This window comes from Thermomonas fusca DSM 15424 (genome assembly GCF_000423885.1).
In the GTDB taxonomy this organism is placed as follows: Bacteria; Pseudomonadota; Gammaproteobacteria; order Xanthomonadales; family Xanthomonadaceae; genus Thermomonas; species Thermomonas fusca.
Window position 1 is genome coordinate 58,362 of the sequence record NZ_AUIV01000022.1, and the last position, 17,034, is coordinate 75,395.

General features: G+C 65.4%; 16 protein-coding genes. 13 read left to right on the forward strand and 3 right to left on the reverse strand.

Going from position 1 to position 17,034, the window contains the following annotated elements; genetic code table 11:
- Positions 1-2: 2 nt before the first annotated feature.
- The 9 genes from G582_RS0110220 to G582_RS0110260 all read left to right on the forward strand — a co-directional run bounded on the left by G582_RS0110220 (position 3) and on the right by G582_RS0110260 (position 11,519).
- Positions 3-521, forward strand: a complete 519-nt coding sequence (locus G582_RS0110220; RefSeq protein WP_028839756.1) for a molybdenum cofactor biosynthesis protein MoaE — start codon at positions 3-5, stop codon at positions 519-521.
- A complete protein-coding gene (locus G582_RS0110225; RefSeq protein WP_028839757.1) occupies positions 518-871 on the forward strand; it encodes a hypothetical protein in 354 nt (117 codons plus the stop codon). The genes G582_RS0110220 and G582_RS0110225 overlap by 4 nt, the downstream gene beginning before the upstream one ends.
- Before the next feature lie 191 nt (positions 872-1,062).
- A complete protein-coding gene (locus tag G582_RS0110230; protein ID WP_038053720.1) occupies positions 1,063-2,472 on the forward strand; it encodes a NarK family nitrate/nitrite MFS transporter in 1,410 nt (469 codons plus the stop codon).
- Between the two features lie 88 nt (positions 2,473-2,560).
- Positions 2,561-6,301 carry a nitrate reductase subunit alpha gene (locus tag G582_RS0110235; protein WP_028839759.1) on the forward strand — a complete coding sequence of 1,247 codons (3,741 nt, stop codon included), beginning with the start codon at positions 2,561-2,563 and terminating at the stop codon, positions 6,299-6,301.
- The gene (narH, locus tag G582_RS0110240; protein WP_028839760.1) at positions 6,301-7,848 is read left to right on the forward strand and encodes a nitrate reductase subunit beta; all 1,548 of its coding nucleotides are present in this window, start codon (positions 6,301-6,303) and stop codon (positions 7,846-7,848) included. The genes G582_RS0110235 and narH overlap by 1 nt, the downstream gene beginning before the upstream one ends.
- On the forward strand, positions 7,845-8,537 hold the full coding sequence (gene narJ, locus G582_RS0110245) for a nitrate reductase molybdenum cofactor assembly chaperone (RefSeq protein WP_028839761.1): 693 nt from the start codon (positions 7,845-7,847) through the stop codon (positions 8,535-8,537). Before narH ends, narJ begins: the two co-directional genes overlap by 4 nt.
- Positions 8,534-9,238, forward strand: coding sequence for a respiratory nitrate reductase subunit gamma (gene narI / locus G582_RS0110250; RefSeq protein ID WP_028839762.1), 705 nt, complete (start codon positions 8,534-8,536; stop codon positions 9,236-9,238). Before narJ ends, narI begins: the two co-directional genes overlap by 4 nt.
- A gap of 3 nt (positions 9,239-9,241) precedes the next feature.
- Positions 9,242-10,147: a peptidylprolyl isomerase gene (locus G582_RS0110255; RefSeq protein ID WP_028839763.1), complete on the forward strand. Its 906-nt coding sequence runs from the start codon at positions 9,242-9,244 to the stop codon at positions 10,145-10,147.
- 58 nt (positions 10,148-10,205) lie between these two features.
- Entirely contained in the window at positions 10,206-11,519 is a 1,314-nt protein-coding gene (locus G582_RS0110260) for an MFS transporter (protein WP_028839764.1), read from the forward strand.
- A 46-nt stretch (positions 11,520-11,565) separates the two neighbouring features.
- Here G582_RS0110260 and G582_RS0110265 read toward each other — a convergent pair whose 3' ends face one another.
- Positions 11,566-11,790, reverse strand: a complete 225-nt coding sequence (locus G582_RS0110265) for an SLAC1 family transporter (protein WP_248642757.1) — start codon at positions 11,788-11,790, stop codon at positions 11,566-11,568.
- A 149-nt stretch (positions 11,791-11,939) separates the two neighbouring features.
- On the opposite strand from G582_RS0110265, the gene G582_RS0110270 reads away from it, so the two are divergent.
- From G582_RS0110270 to G582_RS0110285, 4 genes are read left to right on the forward strand one after another with little or no spacing between them, the layout of a single operon-like run.
- Entirely contained in the window at positions 11,940-13,622 is a 1,683-nt protein-coding gene (locus G582_RS0110270; protein WP_027011231.1) for a Mu transposase C-terminal domain-containing protein, read from the forward strand.
- 26 nt (positions 13,623-13,648) lie between these two features.
- Positions 13,649-14,533 carry a TniB family NTP-binding protein gene (locus G582_RS0110275; RefSeq protein WP_228530153.1) on the forward strand — a complete coding sequence of 295 codons (885 nt, stop codon included), beginning with the start codon at positions 13,649-13,651 and terminating at the stop codon, positions 14,531-14,533.
- Positions 14,530-15,747, forward strand: coding sequence for a TniQ family protein (locus G582_RS0110280; protein ID WP_021028364.1), 1,218 nt, complete (start codon positions 14,530-14,532; stop codon positions 15,745-15,747). The genes G582_RS0110275 and G582_RS0110280 overlap by 4 nt, the downstream gene beginning before the upstream one ends.
- Positions 15,748-15,807: 60 nt before the next feature.
- Entirely contained in the window at positions 15,808-16,422 is a 615-nt protein-coding gene (locus G582_RS0110285) for a recombinase family protein (protein ID WP_028839766.1), read from the forward strand.
- A gap of 11 nt (positions 16,423-16,433) precedes the next feature.
- On the opposite strand, the gene G582_RS0110290 is transcribed toward G582_RS0110285, so the two are convergent.
- Together G582_RS0110290 and G582_RS0110295 are read right to left on the reverse strand one after the other, a co-directional pair.
- On the reverse strand, positions 16,434-16,691 hold the full coding sequence (locus G582_RS0110290; protein ID WP_028839767.1) for a hypothetical protein: 258 nt from the start codon (positions 16,689-16,691) through the stop codon (positions 16,434-16,436).
- Between the two features lie 7 nt (positions 16,692-16,698).
- On the reverse strand, positions 16,699-17,034 hold a 336-nt coding region (locus tag G582_RS0110295), incomplete at its 5' end, for an IS3 family transposase (protein WP_028839768.1).

The following is a 17,034-nucleotide window of genomic DNA, read 5'->3' on the forward strand; positions in this document are numbered from 1 at the left end:
GCATGCACCGCCACCATCTCACCGTGGTCGAGATCGCCGAGGGCAAGCTGGACCCGGCCGCCGCGCTGGAGTTCATCTCCGACCCCGGTTTCGGCGGTATCACGATGTTCGTCGGCCGCGTGCGCGATCTCAACCATGGTCGCGACGTCACCGGCATCAGCTATGACATGTTCGTGCCGCTGGCGCTGAACGGGTTTGCCGAGATTGCCGCGAAGGCCGAGCGCGACTTCGACGGCAAGCTCAAGCTCTACATCGGCCATGCCAAGGGGCGGCTGGGGATCGGCGACCTGGCGATGGTCGTGGCCGCCGGCACCCCCCATCGCGACGAGGCCTTCCGCGCCTGCCGGCAGGTCGTGGAGGCGGTGAAGCACACCAGCCCGATCTGGAAGCAGGAGCACTACGTCGACGGCGACAGCGTCTGGAGCGAAGGCTGCTCGCTGTGCGAAAGCCCCGCGCCTGCCGGTGGCCATGCGCATGACCACGATCACGATCATCGACACGCACCAGCGTCCGGGCGATGAAGGTGCAGTTGCAGGGCCAGCTGGTGCGCCTGCGCATCAGCGAGGCGGAGCTGGCGCGTCTGCAGGCCGGCGAGACGGTGGAAAACCTGACCCGGCTGCCGGACGGGCTGGCCCTGCGTCAGCGGCTGCAGCTGGAAGAGGGCGTGCAGCCGGCGCTGCAGGCCGAGGCGGGCGGTTGGGCTTGCCGGCTGCCGCGCGCCGAGTTGGCGGCCTACGTGGCGCGGCTGCCCTGCCGCGAAGGGCTGCGCTTGCGCCTGCCGCTGGCGCAAGGGACGGAAGAAGTGGTGGAGATCGATCTGGAAGTGGACGTGCGCGACAGCGTGCGCAGCCGGGGCGTACCGCGGCGCTGAGCGCAACGGCTCGGGGCGTCTGCATGGCGGCGGCTTGACCGGAGTCAAGTCGCGACAGGGCACGGGCGGGATTTGACTCCGATCAATATGGCGCAGGGGGTGTTGTCGCACGCTTGCGCAACAAATTTTGCCGACGCGCCGAAATGAGCGATGATCGGTACCGCCGGCTATCCCTAGCACAGGTACGTCCCATGAGCGCGCAACTGGCCAACAAGCCACGCAGCGTCGGTTCCGTGATCCAGGACTGGAGGCCGGAAGACGCGGCCTTCTGGGCGCAGACGGGCAACCGTATCGCCAACCGCAACCTCATCATCTCGGTTCCGGCCCTGCTGCTGGCGTTCGCGATCTGGCAGATGTTCTCGGCGGTGGCGATCAGCCTGCCGCTGGTGGGCTTCCAGTTCGACACCAACCAGCTGTTCTGGCTCGCAGCGCTGCCGGCGCTGTCGGGCGCGACCCTGCGCATCTTCTACTCGTTCGTGGTGCCGCTGTTCGGCGGCCGCCGCTGGACCGCCATCGCCACCGCCTCGCTGCTGATTCCGGCGGTCTGGCTGGGCATCGCGGTGCAGGACACGTCGACCCCGTACTGGCACTTCGTCGCCATCGCGATGCTGTGCGGTTTCGGCGGCGGCAATTTCTCCTCGTCGATGTCCAACATCTCGTTCTTCTATCCCAAGGCGAAGCAGGGCTTCGCGCTGGGCATGAATGCGGGGTTGGGCAACCTCGGCGTATCCGCCACCCAGTTCGTGATTCCGCTGGTCATCACCCTCGGCCTGTTTGGCGGAATCGTGGGTGGCCCGCAGCTGACCGCGCAAGGCAAGGAACTGTTCCTGCAGAACGCCGGCTTCGTTTGGGTGCCGTTCCTGCTGGTCTGCGCCGTCGCCGCGTGGTTCGGCATGCACGACCTGGCCGCGGCGCGCTCCTCGTTCGCCGAGCAGGCGGTGATCTTCAAGCGCAAGCACAACTGGCTGATGTGCTGGCTGTACATCGGCACCTTCGGTTCGTTCATCGGCTTCTCGGCCGGCTTTCCGATGCTGATCAAGACCCAGTTCCCGGACGTCAATCCGATGACCTACGCCTTCCTCGGGCCGCTGGTCGGCGCGCTGATGCGTTCGATGGGCGGCTGGCTGTCCGACAAGCTTGGCGGCGCGCTGCTGACCTTCTGGGTGTTCGCGCTGATGATCGTCGGCGTGTTCTTCGTGCTCCACTTCCTGCCCGACCACAGCGGCCAGGGCGGCAACTTCTACGGCTTCCTCGGCAGCTTCATGGGCCTGTTCGTGCTCAGCGGCATCGGCAACGCCTCGACCTTCCGGATGATCCCGGTGATCTTCCGCACCCTGCACGAGCGCTGGTCGGCCGATGCCGATGCCGCGGGCAAGGCCGCGTCGGCGCGCCAGGCCGGCATCGAATCGGCGGCGGTGATCGGCTTCAGCTCGGCCATCGGTGCCTACGGCGGTTTCTTCATCCCGAAGAGCTACGGCTCCTCGATCGCCTGGACCGGTGGCCCGGAACTGGCGTTGTACGGCTTCGTCGCCTTCTACGCCACCTGTCTGGTGGCCACCTGGTGGTGGTACTACCGGCGCGGTGCCGAGACGCCGTGCTGACCTGCGACACCCCTGACGCGGTGGCTGCGGCCACCCCCAGCAAGATGCATGCGCGCGTTTCGTGCGTGCCAGCCAAGAGGATGTTCCCATGAGTTATTTCCTTGACCGTCTGCAGTTCTTCAAGCGCAATCCGGAAGAGTTCGCCGACGGCCACGGCTTCACCAAGACCGAAAGCCGCGAGTGGGAGAACAGCTACCGCGCGCGCTGGCAGTACGACAAGATCGTGCGCTCCACCCACGGGGTGAACTGCACTGGCTCCTGCAGCTGGAAGATCTACGTCAAGAACGGCCTGGTGACCTGGGAAACCCAGCAGACCGACTACCCGCGCACGCGGCCCGACCTGCCCAACCACGAGCCGCGCGGCTGCCCGCGTGGCGCCAGCTATTCCTGGTACCTGTACAGCGCCAACCGCCTGAAGTATCCGCTGATCCGCGGCGCGCTGTTGCGCATGTGGCGGCAGGCGCGCAAGACCATGGCGCCGGTGGACGCCTGGGCCAGCATCGTGGAAGACCAGGCCAAGGCGAAGGACTACAAGTCCCGCCGCGGCATGGGCGGTTTCGCGCGGGTCCGCTGGGACGAGGCGAACGAGATGATCGCCGCCGCCAACCTCTATACGGTGAAGCAGTACGGCCCGGACCGCGTGGTCGGGTTCTCGCCGATCCCGGCGATGTCGATGGTGTCCTACGCCTCCGGCGCGCGCTACCTGTCGCTGCTCGGCGGCGCCTGCCTGTCGTTCTACGACTGGTACTGCGACCTGCCGCCGTCCTCGCCGCAGGTGTGGGGCGAGCAGACCGACGTGCCGGAATCGGCCGACTGGTACAACAGCCGCTACATCATCGCCTGGGGCTCCAACGTCCCGCAGACCCGCACGCCCGACGCGCACTTCTTCACCGAGGCGCGCTACAACGGCACCAAGACGGTGGCGATCACCCCGGACTATTCCGAAGTCGCCAAGCTCACCGACCACTGGCTGCATCCCAAGCAGGGCACCGACGCCGCGCTGGCGTTCGCGTTCGGCCACGTGATCCTGAAGGAATTCCACGTCGACCAGCCGTCGCAGTACTTCACCGACTACTGCCGGCAGTACACCGACATGCCGCTGCTGGTGCGGCTGGAGCGTCGCGATGACGGCCGGCTGGTGGCAGGGCGCTACCTGCGCGCGTCCGACCTGGGCGGGCTGGGCGAAGCCAACAACCCCGAATGGAAGACGCTGGCGTTCGACGAGACCACCGGCGCCATCACCGTGCCGAACGGCTCGGTCGGTTTCCGCTGGGGCGAAAAGGGCAAGTGGAACATCGAGGAGAAGGACAGCGCCGGCCGCGAGACGCGCCTGCAGCTGAGCTTCAAGGACGGCGGCGACGGCATCGAGGCGGTCAGCTTCCCGTACTTCGGCGGCGTCGAGCACGAGAAGTGGACGGCTTCGAAGTTCGAGGACGTGCTGGAGCGCAACCTGCCGGTGCGCCGCGTGCAGACCGCCGACGGCGAAACCCTGGTCGCCACCGTCTACGACCTGCTGCTGGCGCAGTACGGCGTGGACCGCGGCTTCGGCGGCGGCAACGTGGCCACCAGTTTCGACGACAACATCCCGGGCACCCCGGCGTGGCAGGAAAAGATCACCGGCGTGCCGCGTCTGGACGTGATCGAGATCGCCCGCGAGTTCGCCCGCACCGCCGACAAGACCCATGGTCGCAGCATGGTCATCGTCGGCGCGGCGATGAACCACTGGTACCACAACGACATGAACTACCGCGGCCTGATCAACATGCTGCTCATGTGCGGCTGCGTGGGCCAGACCGGCGGCGGCTGGGCGCACTACGTGGGCCAGGAGAAGCTGCGCCCGCAGACCGGCTGGCAGCCACTGGCATTCGCGCTGGACTGGAGCAAGCCGCCGCGCCACATGAACGGCACCTCGTTCTTCTACTTCAACTCCGACCAGTGGCGTTACGAAAAACTGGACGTCAAGGAGATCCTGTCGCCGCTGGCCGACCCGACGAAGTTCACCGGCTCGATGGTCGACCTGAACCTGCGCGCGGTGCGCATGGGCTGGCTGCCCAGCGCCCCGCAGCTGGATCGCAACCCGATCGAGGTGGTGCGCGAGGCCGAAAAGGCCGGTGTGGCGCCGGTCGACTACGCGGTGGCGCAGCTGAAGTCAGGCGCGCTGGATTTCGCCTTCGCCGATCCGGACGCGCCGCAGAACTACCCGCGCAACATGTTCATCTGGCGATCCAACCTGCTGGGTTCTTCCGGCAAGGGCCACGAGTACATGCTGCGCCACCTGCTGGGCACCCGTCACGGCGTGCAGGGCAAGGACCTCGGCGAGCGCGGCGCGCTCAAGCCGGAGGAAGTGAAGTGGCGCGACGAGGCGCCGGAAGGCAAGCTTGACCTGCTGGTCACGCTCGACTTCCGCATGTGCACCACCGCGCTGTACAGCGACATCGTGCTGCCCACCGCGACCTGGTACGAGAAGAACGACCTCAACACCTCCGACATGCACCCGTTCATCCACCCGCTGTCGAAAGCGGTGGATCCGGCGTGGGAATCGCGCAGCGACTGGGACATCTTCAAGGGCATCGCGAAGACTGTCAGCCAGATGGCTCCCGGCGTGCTGGACGTGGTCAAGGATCTGGTGCTGGTGCCGACCCTGCACGATACCCCCAACGAGCTGGCGATGCCGCTGGGCGTCACCGACTGGAAAAAGGGCGAGTGCGAGGCCATCCCCGGCAAGACCATGCCGTCGATGGTGGTGGTGGAGCGCGACTACCCGAACCTCTACAAGAAGTTCACCTCGCTGGGCCCGCTGCTGGACAAGCAGGGCAACGGCGGCAAGGGCATGAACTGGGATACCAAGGACGAGGTGCACTTCCTCGGCGATCTCAACCACCGCGTGCGCGAAGAGGGCGTCAGCCAGGGCCGCCCGCAGATCGACTCGGCCATCGACGCCTGCGAGGTGATCCTGCATCTGGCGCCGGAAACCAACGGCCACGTGGCGGTCAAGGCGTGGGAATCGCTGGGCACGTTCACCGGCCGCGACCACACCCACCTTGCCGTGGGCAAGGAACACGAGGCGATCCGCTTCCGCGACATCCAGGCGCAGCCGCGCAAGATCATCTCCTCGCCGATCTGGTCGGGGCTGGAGGACGAGCACGTCAGCTACAACGCCGGCTACACCAATGTCCACGAGCTGATCCCGTGGCGCACCCTGACCGGTCGCCAGCAGTTCTACCAGGACCACGAATGGATGCTGGCGTTCGGCGAGGGCTTCATGCAGTACCGCCCGCCGGTGGACACCAAGACCATCGCGCCGATCCTGGGCAAGAAGCCGAACGGCCACAAGGAGATCGTGCTGAACTGGATCACCCCGCACCAGAAGTGGGGCATCCACAGCACCTATTCCGACAACCTGATCATGCAGACGCTGTCGCGCGGCGGCCCGATCGTGTGGCTCAGCGAGGATGACGCGCGCAGCGCCGGGATCGAGGACAACGACTGGATCGAGCTGTTCAACGTCAACGGCGCGATCGCGGCGCGGGCGGTGGTCAGCCAGCGCATGATGAACGGCATCGCGATGATGTACCACGCCCAGGAACGCATCATCAACACGCCCGGATCGGAGATCACCGGCACCCGCGGCGGCATCCACAACTCGGTCACCCGGGTGGTGCTCAAGCCGACCCACATGATCGGTGGCTATGCGCAATATGCCTATGGCTTCAATTACTACGGCACCGTGGGCACGAACCGCGATGAACTGGTGGTGGTGAGGAAAATGGACAAGATCGACTGGCTGGACGGCGAGCCCGTGCCTGCCAATGCCCAGGAGGTGGTGTGATGAAGGTCCGCGCACAGATCGCGATGGTGCTGAACCTGGACAAGTGCATCGGTTGCCACACTTGCTCCATCACCTGCAAGAACGTCTGGACCTCGCGCGAGGGCGTGGAATACGCGTGGTTCAACAACGTCGAGACCAAGCCCGGCGTCGGCTATCCCAAGGAATGGGAGAACCAGGACAAGTGGAACGGCGGCTGGGTGCGTACCCGTGCCGGCAAGCTGGTGCCGCGCGCCGGCGGGCGCTGGCGGATGCTTTCGAAGATCTTCGCCAACCCCGACCTGCCGCAGATCGACGACTACTACGAGCCGTTCGACTTCGACTACCAGAATCTGCACGAAGCCCCGGATTCCAAGCATCAGCCGACAGCGCGCCCGCGCTCGCTGATCTCGGGCCAGCGCATGCAGAAGATCCACTGGGGCCCGAACTGGGAAGAAATCCTCGGCACCGAGTTCGCCAAGCGCTCCAAGGACAAGAACTTCGACAACGTGCAGAAAGAAATCTACGGCGCGTTCGAGAAGACCTTCATGATGTACCTGCCGCGGCTGTGCGAGCACTGCCTCAACCCGGCCTGCGTCTCGGCCTGCCCGTCGGGCGCGATCTACAAGCGCGAGGAGGACGGCATCGTCCTGATCGACCAGGACAAGTGCCGCGGCTGGCGCATGTGCGTGTCGGCCTGCCCGTACAAGAAGATCTACTACAACTGGAAGTCGGGCAAATCCGAGAAGTGCATCTTCTGCTACCCGCGCATCGAGATGGGCGAGCCTACGGTGTGCTCGGAAACCTGCGTGGGCCGCATCCGCTACCTCGGCGTGCTGCTGTACGACGCCGACCGCATCCAGGAAGCCGCCTCGGTGCCGGCCGAGAAGGACCTGTACCAGGCCCACCTGGACATCTTCCTCGACCCCAATGACCCGGCGGTGATCGAGGCCGCGCGCAAGGAAGGCATCCCCGACAGCTGGCTGGAAGCGGCGGTCAATTCGCCGACCTACAAGCTGGCGATCGACTGGAAGCTGGCGCTGCCGCTGCACCCGGAATACCGCACCCTGCCGATGGTCTGGTACGTGCCGCCGCTGTCGCCGATCCAGTCCGCCGCCGAGCGTGGCCGGGTGGGCATGAACGGCGAGCTGCCGGACGTGGGTTCGCTGCGCATCCCGGTGCGCTACCTCGCCAACATGCTGACCGCCGGCGACGAAGCGCCGGTGATCCGCGCGCTGGAGCGGATGATGGCGATGCGCGCCTGGCGCCGTGCCAAGAACGTGGACGGGGTGGAAGACCTGGCGGTGCTGAAGCAGGCCGGGCTGACCGTGGCGCAGGCCGAGGACATGTACCGCTACCTCGCCATCGCCAATTACGAGGACCGCTTCGTGATTCCGTCGGCGCACCGCGAGTACGCCAACGACACCTTCGGCGAGCGCGGCGGCTGCGGCTTCTCCTTCGGCAACGGCTGCAGCGGGGATTCGCCGGCCGACCTGTTCGGCCAGCGCAAGACCACCAGCTACGCGGTGCACCCGAACCGCCAGGAGAAATCGCTCGAGGTGGTCGAATGAGCCTGCTGAAGCTGGTCGGCGTGCTGCTGGACTACCCGCAGGACGCGCTGTGGCAGCACGGCGATGAGTTGCTGGCGGCCGCGGAAGACCCGGGCCTGCCGCAGGCGCGGCGCGCGGCGCTGGCCGGCTTCGTGCGCGAGCTGCTGGCCAGCGATCCGCTGGAGGCGCAGGACCGCTGGCTGTCGCTGTTCGACCGCGGCCGCTCGATGAGCCTGCTGCTGTTCGAACACATCCACGGCGAATCGCGCGATCGCGGGCAGGCGATGGTCGACCTGATCGAGGCCTATCGCAAGAACGGCTTCGAGCTGGATGCCAAGGAGTTGCCGGACTACCTGCCGCTGCTGCTGGAATACCTCAGCCTGCGCCCGCAGGAAGAGGCGCGCGACTGGCTGCACCACGTCAGCCACATCATCGGCCTGCTGGCCGCGCGCGCCGGCGAGCGCCAGAGCCCGTACGCGCTGCTGCTGGAGCTGCTGGTCGAATACGCCGAAGGCGGGCTCGACCTCGGCGCCCTGCGCAAGCGCGCCAGCGAAGAGCCGCGCGACGACACCGCCGAAGTGATGGACCGGTTGTGGGAAGAAGAGGCAGTGCGATTCGGGGCGGAAGCGCCCGGAGAAGACTGCCAGCCGGCAACCCGCTTTCCCTCCCGCGCCGCCACCCCCGCCGCCCCCCGACAGGTGCAGCCATGAACTATCTCAATACTTTCGCGTTCCAGCTCTATCCGTACATCGCGCTGGCGGTGTTCTTCATCGGCAGCTGGGTGCGCTTCGACCGCTCGATGTACACCTGGCGCACCGGCTCCAGCCAGATGCTGTCCGACAAGGGCATGCGGATCGGCAGCAACCTGTTCCACCTCGGCATCCTGGCCATCCTCGGCGGCCACCTGGTTGGCCTGCTGACCCCGCATGCGCTGTGGGAAGGCCTGATCACCCCGCCGCAGAAGCAGCTGCTGGCGATGGTGGCGGGCGGCGCGTTCGGCCTGGTCTGCCTGGTCGGAATCGCCATCCTGACCGTGCGTCGGCTGACCAATCCGCGGGTCAAGGCCACCGGCACTACCGGTGACACCGTCATCCTGCTGTTGCTGTTCGCGCAGCTGCTGCTGGGCCTGTACACCATCGTCGCCTCCACCCACCACATGGACGGCAGCGTGATGATGATGCTGGCCGAATGGGCGCAGCACATCGTCACCTTCCGCGGCGGCGCGGCCGAATTCGTGGCGCCGGTGGCCTGGGTCTACAAGGCACACATCTTCCTCGGCTTGACCCTGTTCCTGGTGGCGCCGTTCACCCGCCTGGTGCACGTGTGGAGCATCCCGGTCAGCTACCTGTGGCGTCCTTACCAGGTGGTGCGTCGCCGCCAGCCGGCGCTGCGCTACGGGCCGAGGGCATAAGCGATGGGCGAGAGCAAGCCGCGGCGCGAACTGCCGATCACCGTCATCGACAGCGGCAAGTCGGTGACCGAGGAGGCGCATGCGCACCACCACGACCATGCCGACGAGGGCCCGCGTTCGCTGGGCCAGGCGGCGCCGAGCTGGCTGTTCGTCGGCGACGTGGCAATCAGCGAGGCGGAGATCGCGCGCGAGATGCAGTTCCATCGCGCGATGACCCCGGAACGCTCGCGCGCCGACGCGGCGCGTGCGCTGGTGGTGCGCGAGCTGCTGCGGCAGGAAACCGCACGGCTGGGCCTGCAGGACGCCGTGCAGCCGGTTGGCGGCGAGGCGGTCGAGGAAGCCTGCATCCGGGTCCTGCTGGAGCAGGAGATCGAAAACCGGGTACCGACTGAAGACGACTGCCGCCGCTACTACGCGCAGAACCCGGAGCGCTTCCACGCGCCGGATCGCATTTGCGTGCGCCACATCCTGCTGGGTGCGGCGGTCGATGACGTCGGCGGCCGTTTCGCTGCGCGCGAGCAGGCGGAAAAACTCATCGCCGAGCTGAAGGCGCAGCCGCACCTGTTCGCCGACTTCGTCATGCGCCATTCCGACTGCCCGTCGAAGGACGAGGGCGGCGAGTTGGGCTGGCTGGAACGTGGTCAGACCACGCCGGAATTCGATCGCCAGGTATTCCGCCTGCGCGTCGGGCTGGCGGCGTTCCCGGTGGAGTCGCGCTGGGGTTACCACGTGGTCAGCGTGGACGCGATCGAAAGCGGCGAGGAACTTGCGTTCGATCAAGTCCACCAGCGCATTTCCGACTATCTTGAGCTGCAGGTCCGCCAGCGCGAACTCCAGCAGTATCTGCAGGGATTGCAGGAGCGCTACGAGGTTCGCGGGCTGGATGCCATCGAAGCCGAAACGGCCTGATTGCACGCAAGGGTCGCCACGGCACCACGAGTTTTCCAACCTCGACCGGAAGTGACCCATGCAAGACCTTTCGCAAGTCAGCGGCGCCCGCCAGCAGCGGGCGCTGTGGCTGAGCACGTTTGCCTTCACCACGTGCTTCGCCGTCTGGATGATCTTTTCGATCATCGGCATCCAGATCAAGAAAGACCTGGGCCTCAATGACACCCAATTCGGCCTGCTGATCGCAACGCCGGTGCTCAGCGGGTCGCTGCTGCGAATCTTCCTCGGCGTCTGGGCCGACCAGTTCGGCGGGCGCAAGGTGCTGACCGGGGTGATGCTGGCCGGTGCGGTTGCCACGTGGCTGCTGACCCATGCGCAGACCTATCCGCAGTTCCTGCTGGCGGCGCTGGGCGTGGGTATCGCCGGCAGCTCGTTCTCGGTCGGCGTGGCCTACGTCTCGAAGTGGTTCCCGGCGGAGAAGCAGGGAACCGCGCTGGGGGTTTTCGGCGCCGGCAACATCGGTTCCGCGGTCACCAAGCTGCTGGCGCCGATGGTGATGGTGGCGGCGGGTTGGACGATGGTGGCCAAGGTGTGGGCGGTAGGGCTGGCGGTGGCGGCGATCCTGTATTTCCTGTTCTCGCAGGAAGATCCGTCGCTGGAGCAGCGCCGCAAGTCCGGCGTCAAGCCGATGCCGTTCCGCGAGCAGATGGCGCCGCTGAAGAACCTGCAGGTCTGGCGCTTCGCGCTGTACTACTTCTTCGTGTTCGGCGGTTTCGTCGCGCTGGCGCTGTGGCTGCCGCGCTACCTGATCGGCGCCTACGGCATGGACGTGAAGACCGCCGGCGTGCTGGCTGCGTGCTACTCGATCCCGGCCAGCCTGTTCCGCGTGGTCGGTGGCTGGATGTCGGATCGGCTGGGCGCGCGCAAGGTGATGTACTGGACCTTCAGCGTCTCGGTGGTCTGCTGCTTCCTGCTGGCCTACCCGGACACGCAGTACGTGGTGAAGGGCATCCAGGGCGACATCAGCTTCCATCTGGCCATCGGGCTGGTGCCGTTCACCATGCTGGTGTTCGTGCTCGGCTTCTTCATGTCGCTGGGCAAGGCGGCGGTGTACAAGCACATCCCCGTGTACTACCCGCAGTACGTCGGCTCGGTGGGCGGCGTGGTCGGCATGATCGGCGGCCTGGGCGGTTTCATCCTGCCGATCGCCTTCGGCGCGCTCAACGACCTGACCGGCATCTGGACCAGCTGCTTCATGCTGCTGTTCGTCGTGGTGGGCAGCGCACTGGCATGGATGCACTTCGCCATCCGCCGGATGGAGCGCAGCAAGTTCCCGCAGCTGGATCGCGAGACCGACCTGCCGGAAATCATCAACGCCCAGGCGGGTCGCTGAGGTTCGAGCATGGCGCCGCCGCGGCGATGACGCGGCGGCGGCGGCTTCAACCGGCGCCTGCTGTCCGCCACTGCCGATGCAGGGCGCGCAGCTGGCCGCTGAACAGCAGTACCCACGCGGTCAGGCCGACGCCGAACATCACCTGCGGCAGCGGATGCAGGAAGCCCAGCTCCATCGCCTGCATCATCCGCAGGGTGCTGGCCGCGTACATGCCCAGCGGGAACACCGCGCCCCAGTACATCGGGTCGTAGCTGAAGGGAAACCGGCGCACGCCGTGGCTGTCATTTTCAGAAGACGACTGCACCATTCAGCGCGGTTTGAAGCCTGTTGTGCATACGGCTCCTGATAACCCGATATCAGGATTCCTCTGCACAAAACTCGTCTATGCTCAATACTCGTGTGCACCAAAGCGAGGTGAGCATGGCGACCGATACCGCACCGATTACCGAGCACGGCGTGGCCACCCTGCCAGAACAGGCATGGGAGCGTGCGCGTCGTCGTGCGGAGATCATTGGGCCGTTGGCGCAGTCGGAGACGGTTGGGCATGAAGCGGCCGACGCGGCAGCCCAGGCATTGGGGCTGTCCCGGCGGCAGGTCTACGTCCTGATCCGCCGTGCCCGGCTAGGTTCGGGGCTGGTCACTGACTTGGCTCTTGGGCAGTCGAGCGGTGGCAAAGGTAAAGGCCGCTTGCCGGAGTCGGTCGAACGAATCATCCGCGAGTTACTGCAAAAGCGCTTCCTGACCAAGCAGAAGCGTAGCTTGGCGGCGTTCCACCGCGAAGTTGTGCGGGCGTGCAAGCTGCAAAAGCTGCGGGTGCCGGCGCGCAACACGGTGGCACTGCGGATCGCCGGCCTCGATCCGCGCGAGGTCACTCACCGCCGGGAAGGACAAGATGCCGCCCGCGACCTGCAAGGTGTTGGTGGTGTTCCGCCACCCGTCTCCGCGCCGCTGGAGCAGGTGCAGATCGACCACACAGTCATCGACCTGATCGTGGTGGACGAGCGCGACCGGCAACCGATTGGCCGTCCGTACCTGACCCTCGCCATCGACGTATTCACCCGCTGCGTGGTTGGCATGGTCGTTACGCTGGAAGCCCCGTCCGCCGTCTCGGTCGGCTTGTGCTTGGTGCATGCCGCCTGCGACAAGCGCCCTTGGTTGGAAGGGTTGAACGTAGAGATGGATTGGCCGATGAGCGGCAAGCCCAGACTGCTCTACTTGGACAACGCGGCTGAGTTCAAGAGCGAGGCGCTGCGCCGTGGCTGCGAGCAGCATGGCATCCGGTTGGACTATCGCCCGCTCGGGCAGCCGCACTACGGCGGTATCGTGGAACGGATCATCGGCACGGCGATGCAGATGATCCACGACGAATTGCCGGGGACGACCTTCTCCAATCCTGACCAGCGCGGGGAATACGCCTCCGAGAAGATGGCCGCCCTGACACTGCGCGAGCTGGAGCGCTGGCTCACATTGGCGGTCGGCACCTATCACGGCTCTGTGCACAACGGCCTGCTCCAACCGCCGGCCGCGCGCTGGGCCGAAGCTATCACGCGGACCGGCGTGCCAACCGTCATCACTCGCGCTACGGCTTTTCTGGTCGATTTTCTGCCCATCATCCGCCGCACGCTGACCCGCACCGGCTTCGTCATCGACCACATCCACTACTACGCCGATGCGCTCAAGCCGTGGATAGCTCGGCGGGACCGCTTGCCTGCGTTCCTGATCCGGCGCGACCCGCGCGACATCAGCCGCATATGGGTGCTGGAACCAGAGGGGCAGCACTACCTGGAAATTCCCTACCGTACCTTGTCGCACCCGGCTGTCACCCTCTGGGAACAACGACAGGCGCTGGCGAAATTGCGGCAGCAAGGGCGCGAACAGGTGGATGAGTCGGCGTTGTTCCGCATGATCGGCCAGATGCGCGAAATCATTACCACCGCGCAGAAGGCTACGCGCAAGGCGCGGCGCGACGCGGATCGACGCCAGCATCTCAAGGCAACGGCACCGCCTGTCAAAACCACGCCACCACCGGGCGCTGACATGGATGGGCAGCAGGCAGACAACCAGTTGCCGGCCAAACCGTTCGACCAGATTGAGGAGTGGTAGCCGTGGAAGAATATCCCATCATCGACTTGTCCCACCTGCTGCCGGCGGCCCAGGGCTTGGCCCGTCTCCCGGCGGACGAACGCATCCATCGCCTTCGCGCCGACCGCTGGATCGGCTATCCGCGAGCAGTCGAGGCGCTGAACCGGCTGGAAACCCTGTATGCGTGGCCAAACAAGCAACGCATGCCCAACCTGCTGCTGGTAGGCCCGACCAACAACGGCAAGTCGATGATCGTCGAGAAGTTCCGGCGCACGCATCCGGCCAGAGCCGACGCCGACCAGGAGCACATTCCGGTACTGGTCGTGCAGATGCCATCCGAACCGTCGGTAATCCGCTTCTACGTCGCGCTGCTCGCGGCGATGGGTGCGCCATTGCGACCGCGCCCACGGCTGCCAGAAATGGAACAACTGGCGCTGGCACTGCTGCGCAAGGTCGGCGTGCGCATGCTGGTGATCGACGAGTTGCACAACGTCTTGGCCGGTAACAGCGTCAATCGCCGGGAATTCCTCAATCTCCTGCGCTTCCTCGGCAATGAACTGCGCATCCCACTGGTCGGGGTCGGCACGCGCGACGCCTACCTGGCCATCCGCTCCGATGACCAGTTGGAAAATCGCTTCGAGCCGATGATGCTGCCGGTATGGGAGGCCAATCACGATTGCTGCTCACTGCTGGCCAGTTTCGCCGCTTCGCTTCCACTGCGGCGACCCTCGTCGATTGCCACGCTGGACATGGCCCGCTACCTGCTCACACGCAGCGAGGGCACCATAGGCGAACTGGCGCACTTGCTGATGGCGGCGGCCATCGTCGCCGTGGAGAGCGGAGAGGAAGCGATCAACCACCGCACGCTCAGCATGGCCGACTACACCGGCCCCAGCGAGCGGCGGCGGCAATTCGAGCGGGAACTGATGTGAAGCCAGCGCCACGCTGGCCACTGCATCCGGCCCCCAGAGAAGGCGAAGCCTTGTCTTCGTGGCTCAACCGCGTGGCCCTTTGCTATCACATGGAGGTGTCCGAGCTGCTGGAGCACGATCTTGGTCACGCTCAGGTTGATGACCTGGATACCGCGCCACCACTGGCGCTGTTGGCGATGCTCTCCCAGCGGAGCGGCATCGAGCCGGACCGGCTGCGTTGCATGAGTTTCGCCGGCTGGGTGCCTTGGCTACTGGACAGCCTTGATGATCAGATTCCAGACGCATTGGAAACCTATGCGTTCCAGCTCTCGGTGCTGCTGCCGAAACTCCGCCGTAGGACGCGATCCATCACGAGCTGGCGTGCCTGGCTGCCCAGCCAGCCGATACATCGCGCCTGTCCGCTCTGTCTGAACGACCCGGCAAACCACGCCGTACTGCTTGCATGGAAGCTGCCCCTGATGCTGAGCTGCCCGCTGCATGGCTGCTGGCTGGAATCCTATTGGGGCGTGCCTGGGCGGTTTCTCGGCTGGGAGAACGCCGACACTGCGTCGCGCACCGCCAGCGACGCGATTGCAGTGATGGACCGGCGTACCTGGCAGGCACTGACGACCGGCCATGTGGAACTGCCGCGCCGACGCATCCACGCTGGTTTGTGGTTTCGACTGCTACGCACGCTGCTCGATGAGCTGAACACCCCGCTTTCGGCGTGCGGAACCTACGCGGGGTATCTTCGCCAAGTCTGGCAAGGCTGCGGGCATCCGCTGCGTGCTGGGCAAAGTCTGTGGCGACCGTATGAAACCCTGAACCCGGCAATACGGTTGCAGATGCTGGAGGCGGCGGCAACGGCAATCAGCTTGATCGAGGTGAGGGATATCAGCCCGCCAGGCGAGCATGCAAAGCTGTTCTGGTCCGAGCCCCAAACCGGGTTCACCAGTGGTCTGCCGGCGAAAGCGCCGAAGCCCGAACCCGTCAATCACTGGCAACGGGCGGTCCAAGCTATCAGTGAGGCGATCATTGAAGCGCGGCACGACCCCGAGACGGCACGCTCGCTGTTCGCGTTGGCTTCCTATGGTCGGCGCGATCCCGCTTCCCTGGAACAGTTGCGCACCACCTTTGCAAAGGAAGGCATCCCCCCGGAATTTTTGTCACATTACGAGCCTAATGGGCCCTTTGCATGTCTTAGACAGAATGACGGGTTAAGTGACAACTTTTGACGGTTAGAACTTTCCGGCGCATACTGTCACATAATCGAACGTATATGTGACAGGCAGAACATGCTGATTGGCTACATGCGGGTATCGAAGGCGGATGGCTCCCAAGCCACCGACCTACAGCGCGATGCGCTGATCGCGGCTGGCGTCGATTCGGCCCATCTCTACGAAGACCAGGCATCGGGTAAGCGCGAGGATCGGCCTGGTCTGGCAAGCTGCTTGAAGGCGCTGCGCTCAGGCGACACGTTGGTCGTGTGGAAACTGGATCGTCTCGGGCGCGACCTGCGCCATCTGATCAACACCGTGCACGACCTGACCGGACGTGGCATCGGTCTCAAGGTGCTGACGGGGCATGGTGCCGCCATCGACACCACGACGGCTGCCGGTAAACTGGTTTTCGGCATCTTCGCCGCACTGGCCGAATTCGAGCGCGAGCTGATCGCAGAGCGCACAGTAGCGGGCTTGGCCTCGGCGCGGGCGCGGGGCCGCAAAGGCGGGCGGCCTTTCAAAATGACCGCCGCCAAGTTGCGCTTGGCGATGGCCGCGATGGGGCAGCCAGAAACCAAGGTCAGTGATCTGTGCCAGGAGCTGGGCATCACCAGGCAGACGCTGTACCGACATCTCTCGCCCAAGGGAGAGTTGCGTCCGGATGGTGCGAAATTGCTGGGGCATGCCTGACCGCCTTAAGGTCACTCAGTCGTACTCGGACTCCAGAATGCCTGATGGACAGCCGGTAGTGCCGCAAGTCGTTTGACCAGCGCATCCAGGTCGTCACCATCGACCGACGTGGCCACCAAGGTCGCTTCGATCTCGACATCCTCCTCGCCGAAGGCGTGAATATCGAGGTCTCGCGTCGGATAGCTGCTGCGTTCCAGCTCTTCCTCAAGCTGGGCCATCACCATCTTCTGATGCGCTCGCTCGGCGATCACATAGACGGTATTCGTCACCTGGGTTCTACCCCGAAATCACGGACGGTTGTGAAAGAGCTGAGAACTTCTGATCCTGCCTGGCGACCCTACGTCGCATCCTCGGGTTGTGGAATCGCTCGATGTATTCGAACACATCGGACCTTGCAGCATCGAGTGTCGGATACGTCATGCGGTAAACGCGCTCGCGCTTGAGCAGGCCGAAGAAGCCTTCGCAGGCTGCGTTGTCACCGCAATGCCCCACCGCGCTCATCGAGCACACCAACGCGTTGGTCGCCAAGTAACGCAGGTAATCGCCGCTCCGGAACTGGCTGCCACGATCCGAATGAAGGATCACCGGGTGGCTGCCTTGGCGCTGCCAGAC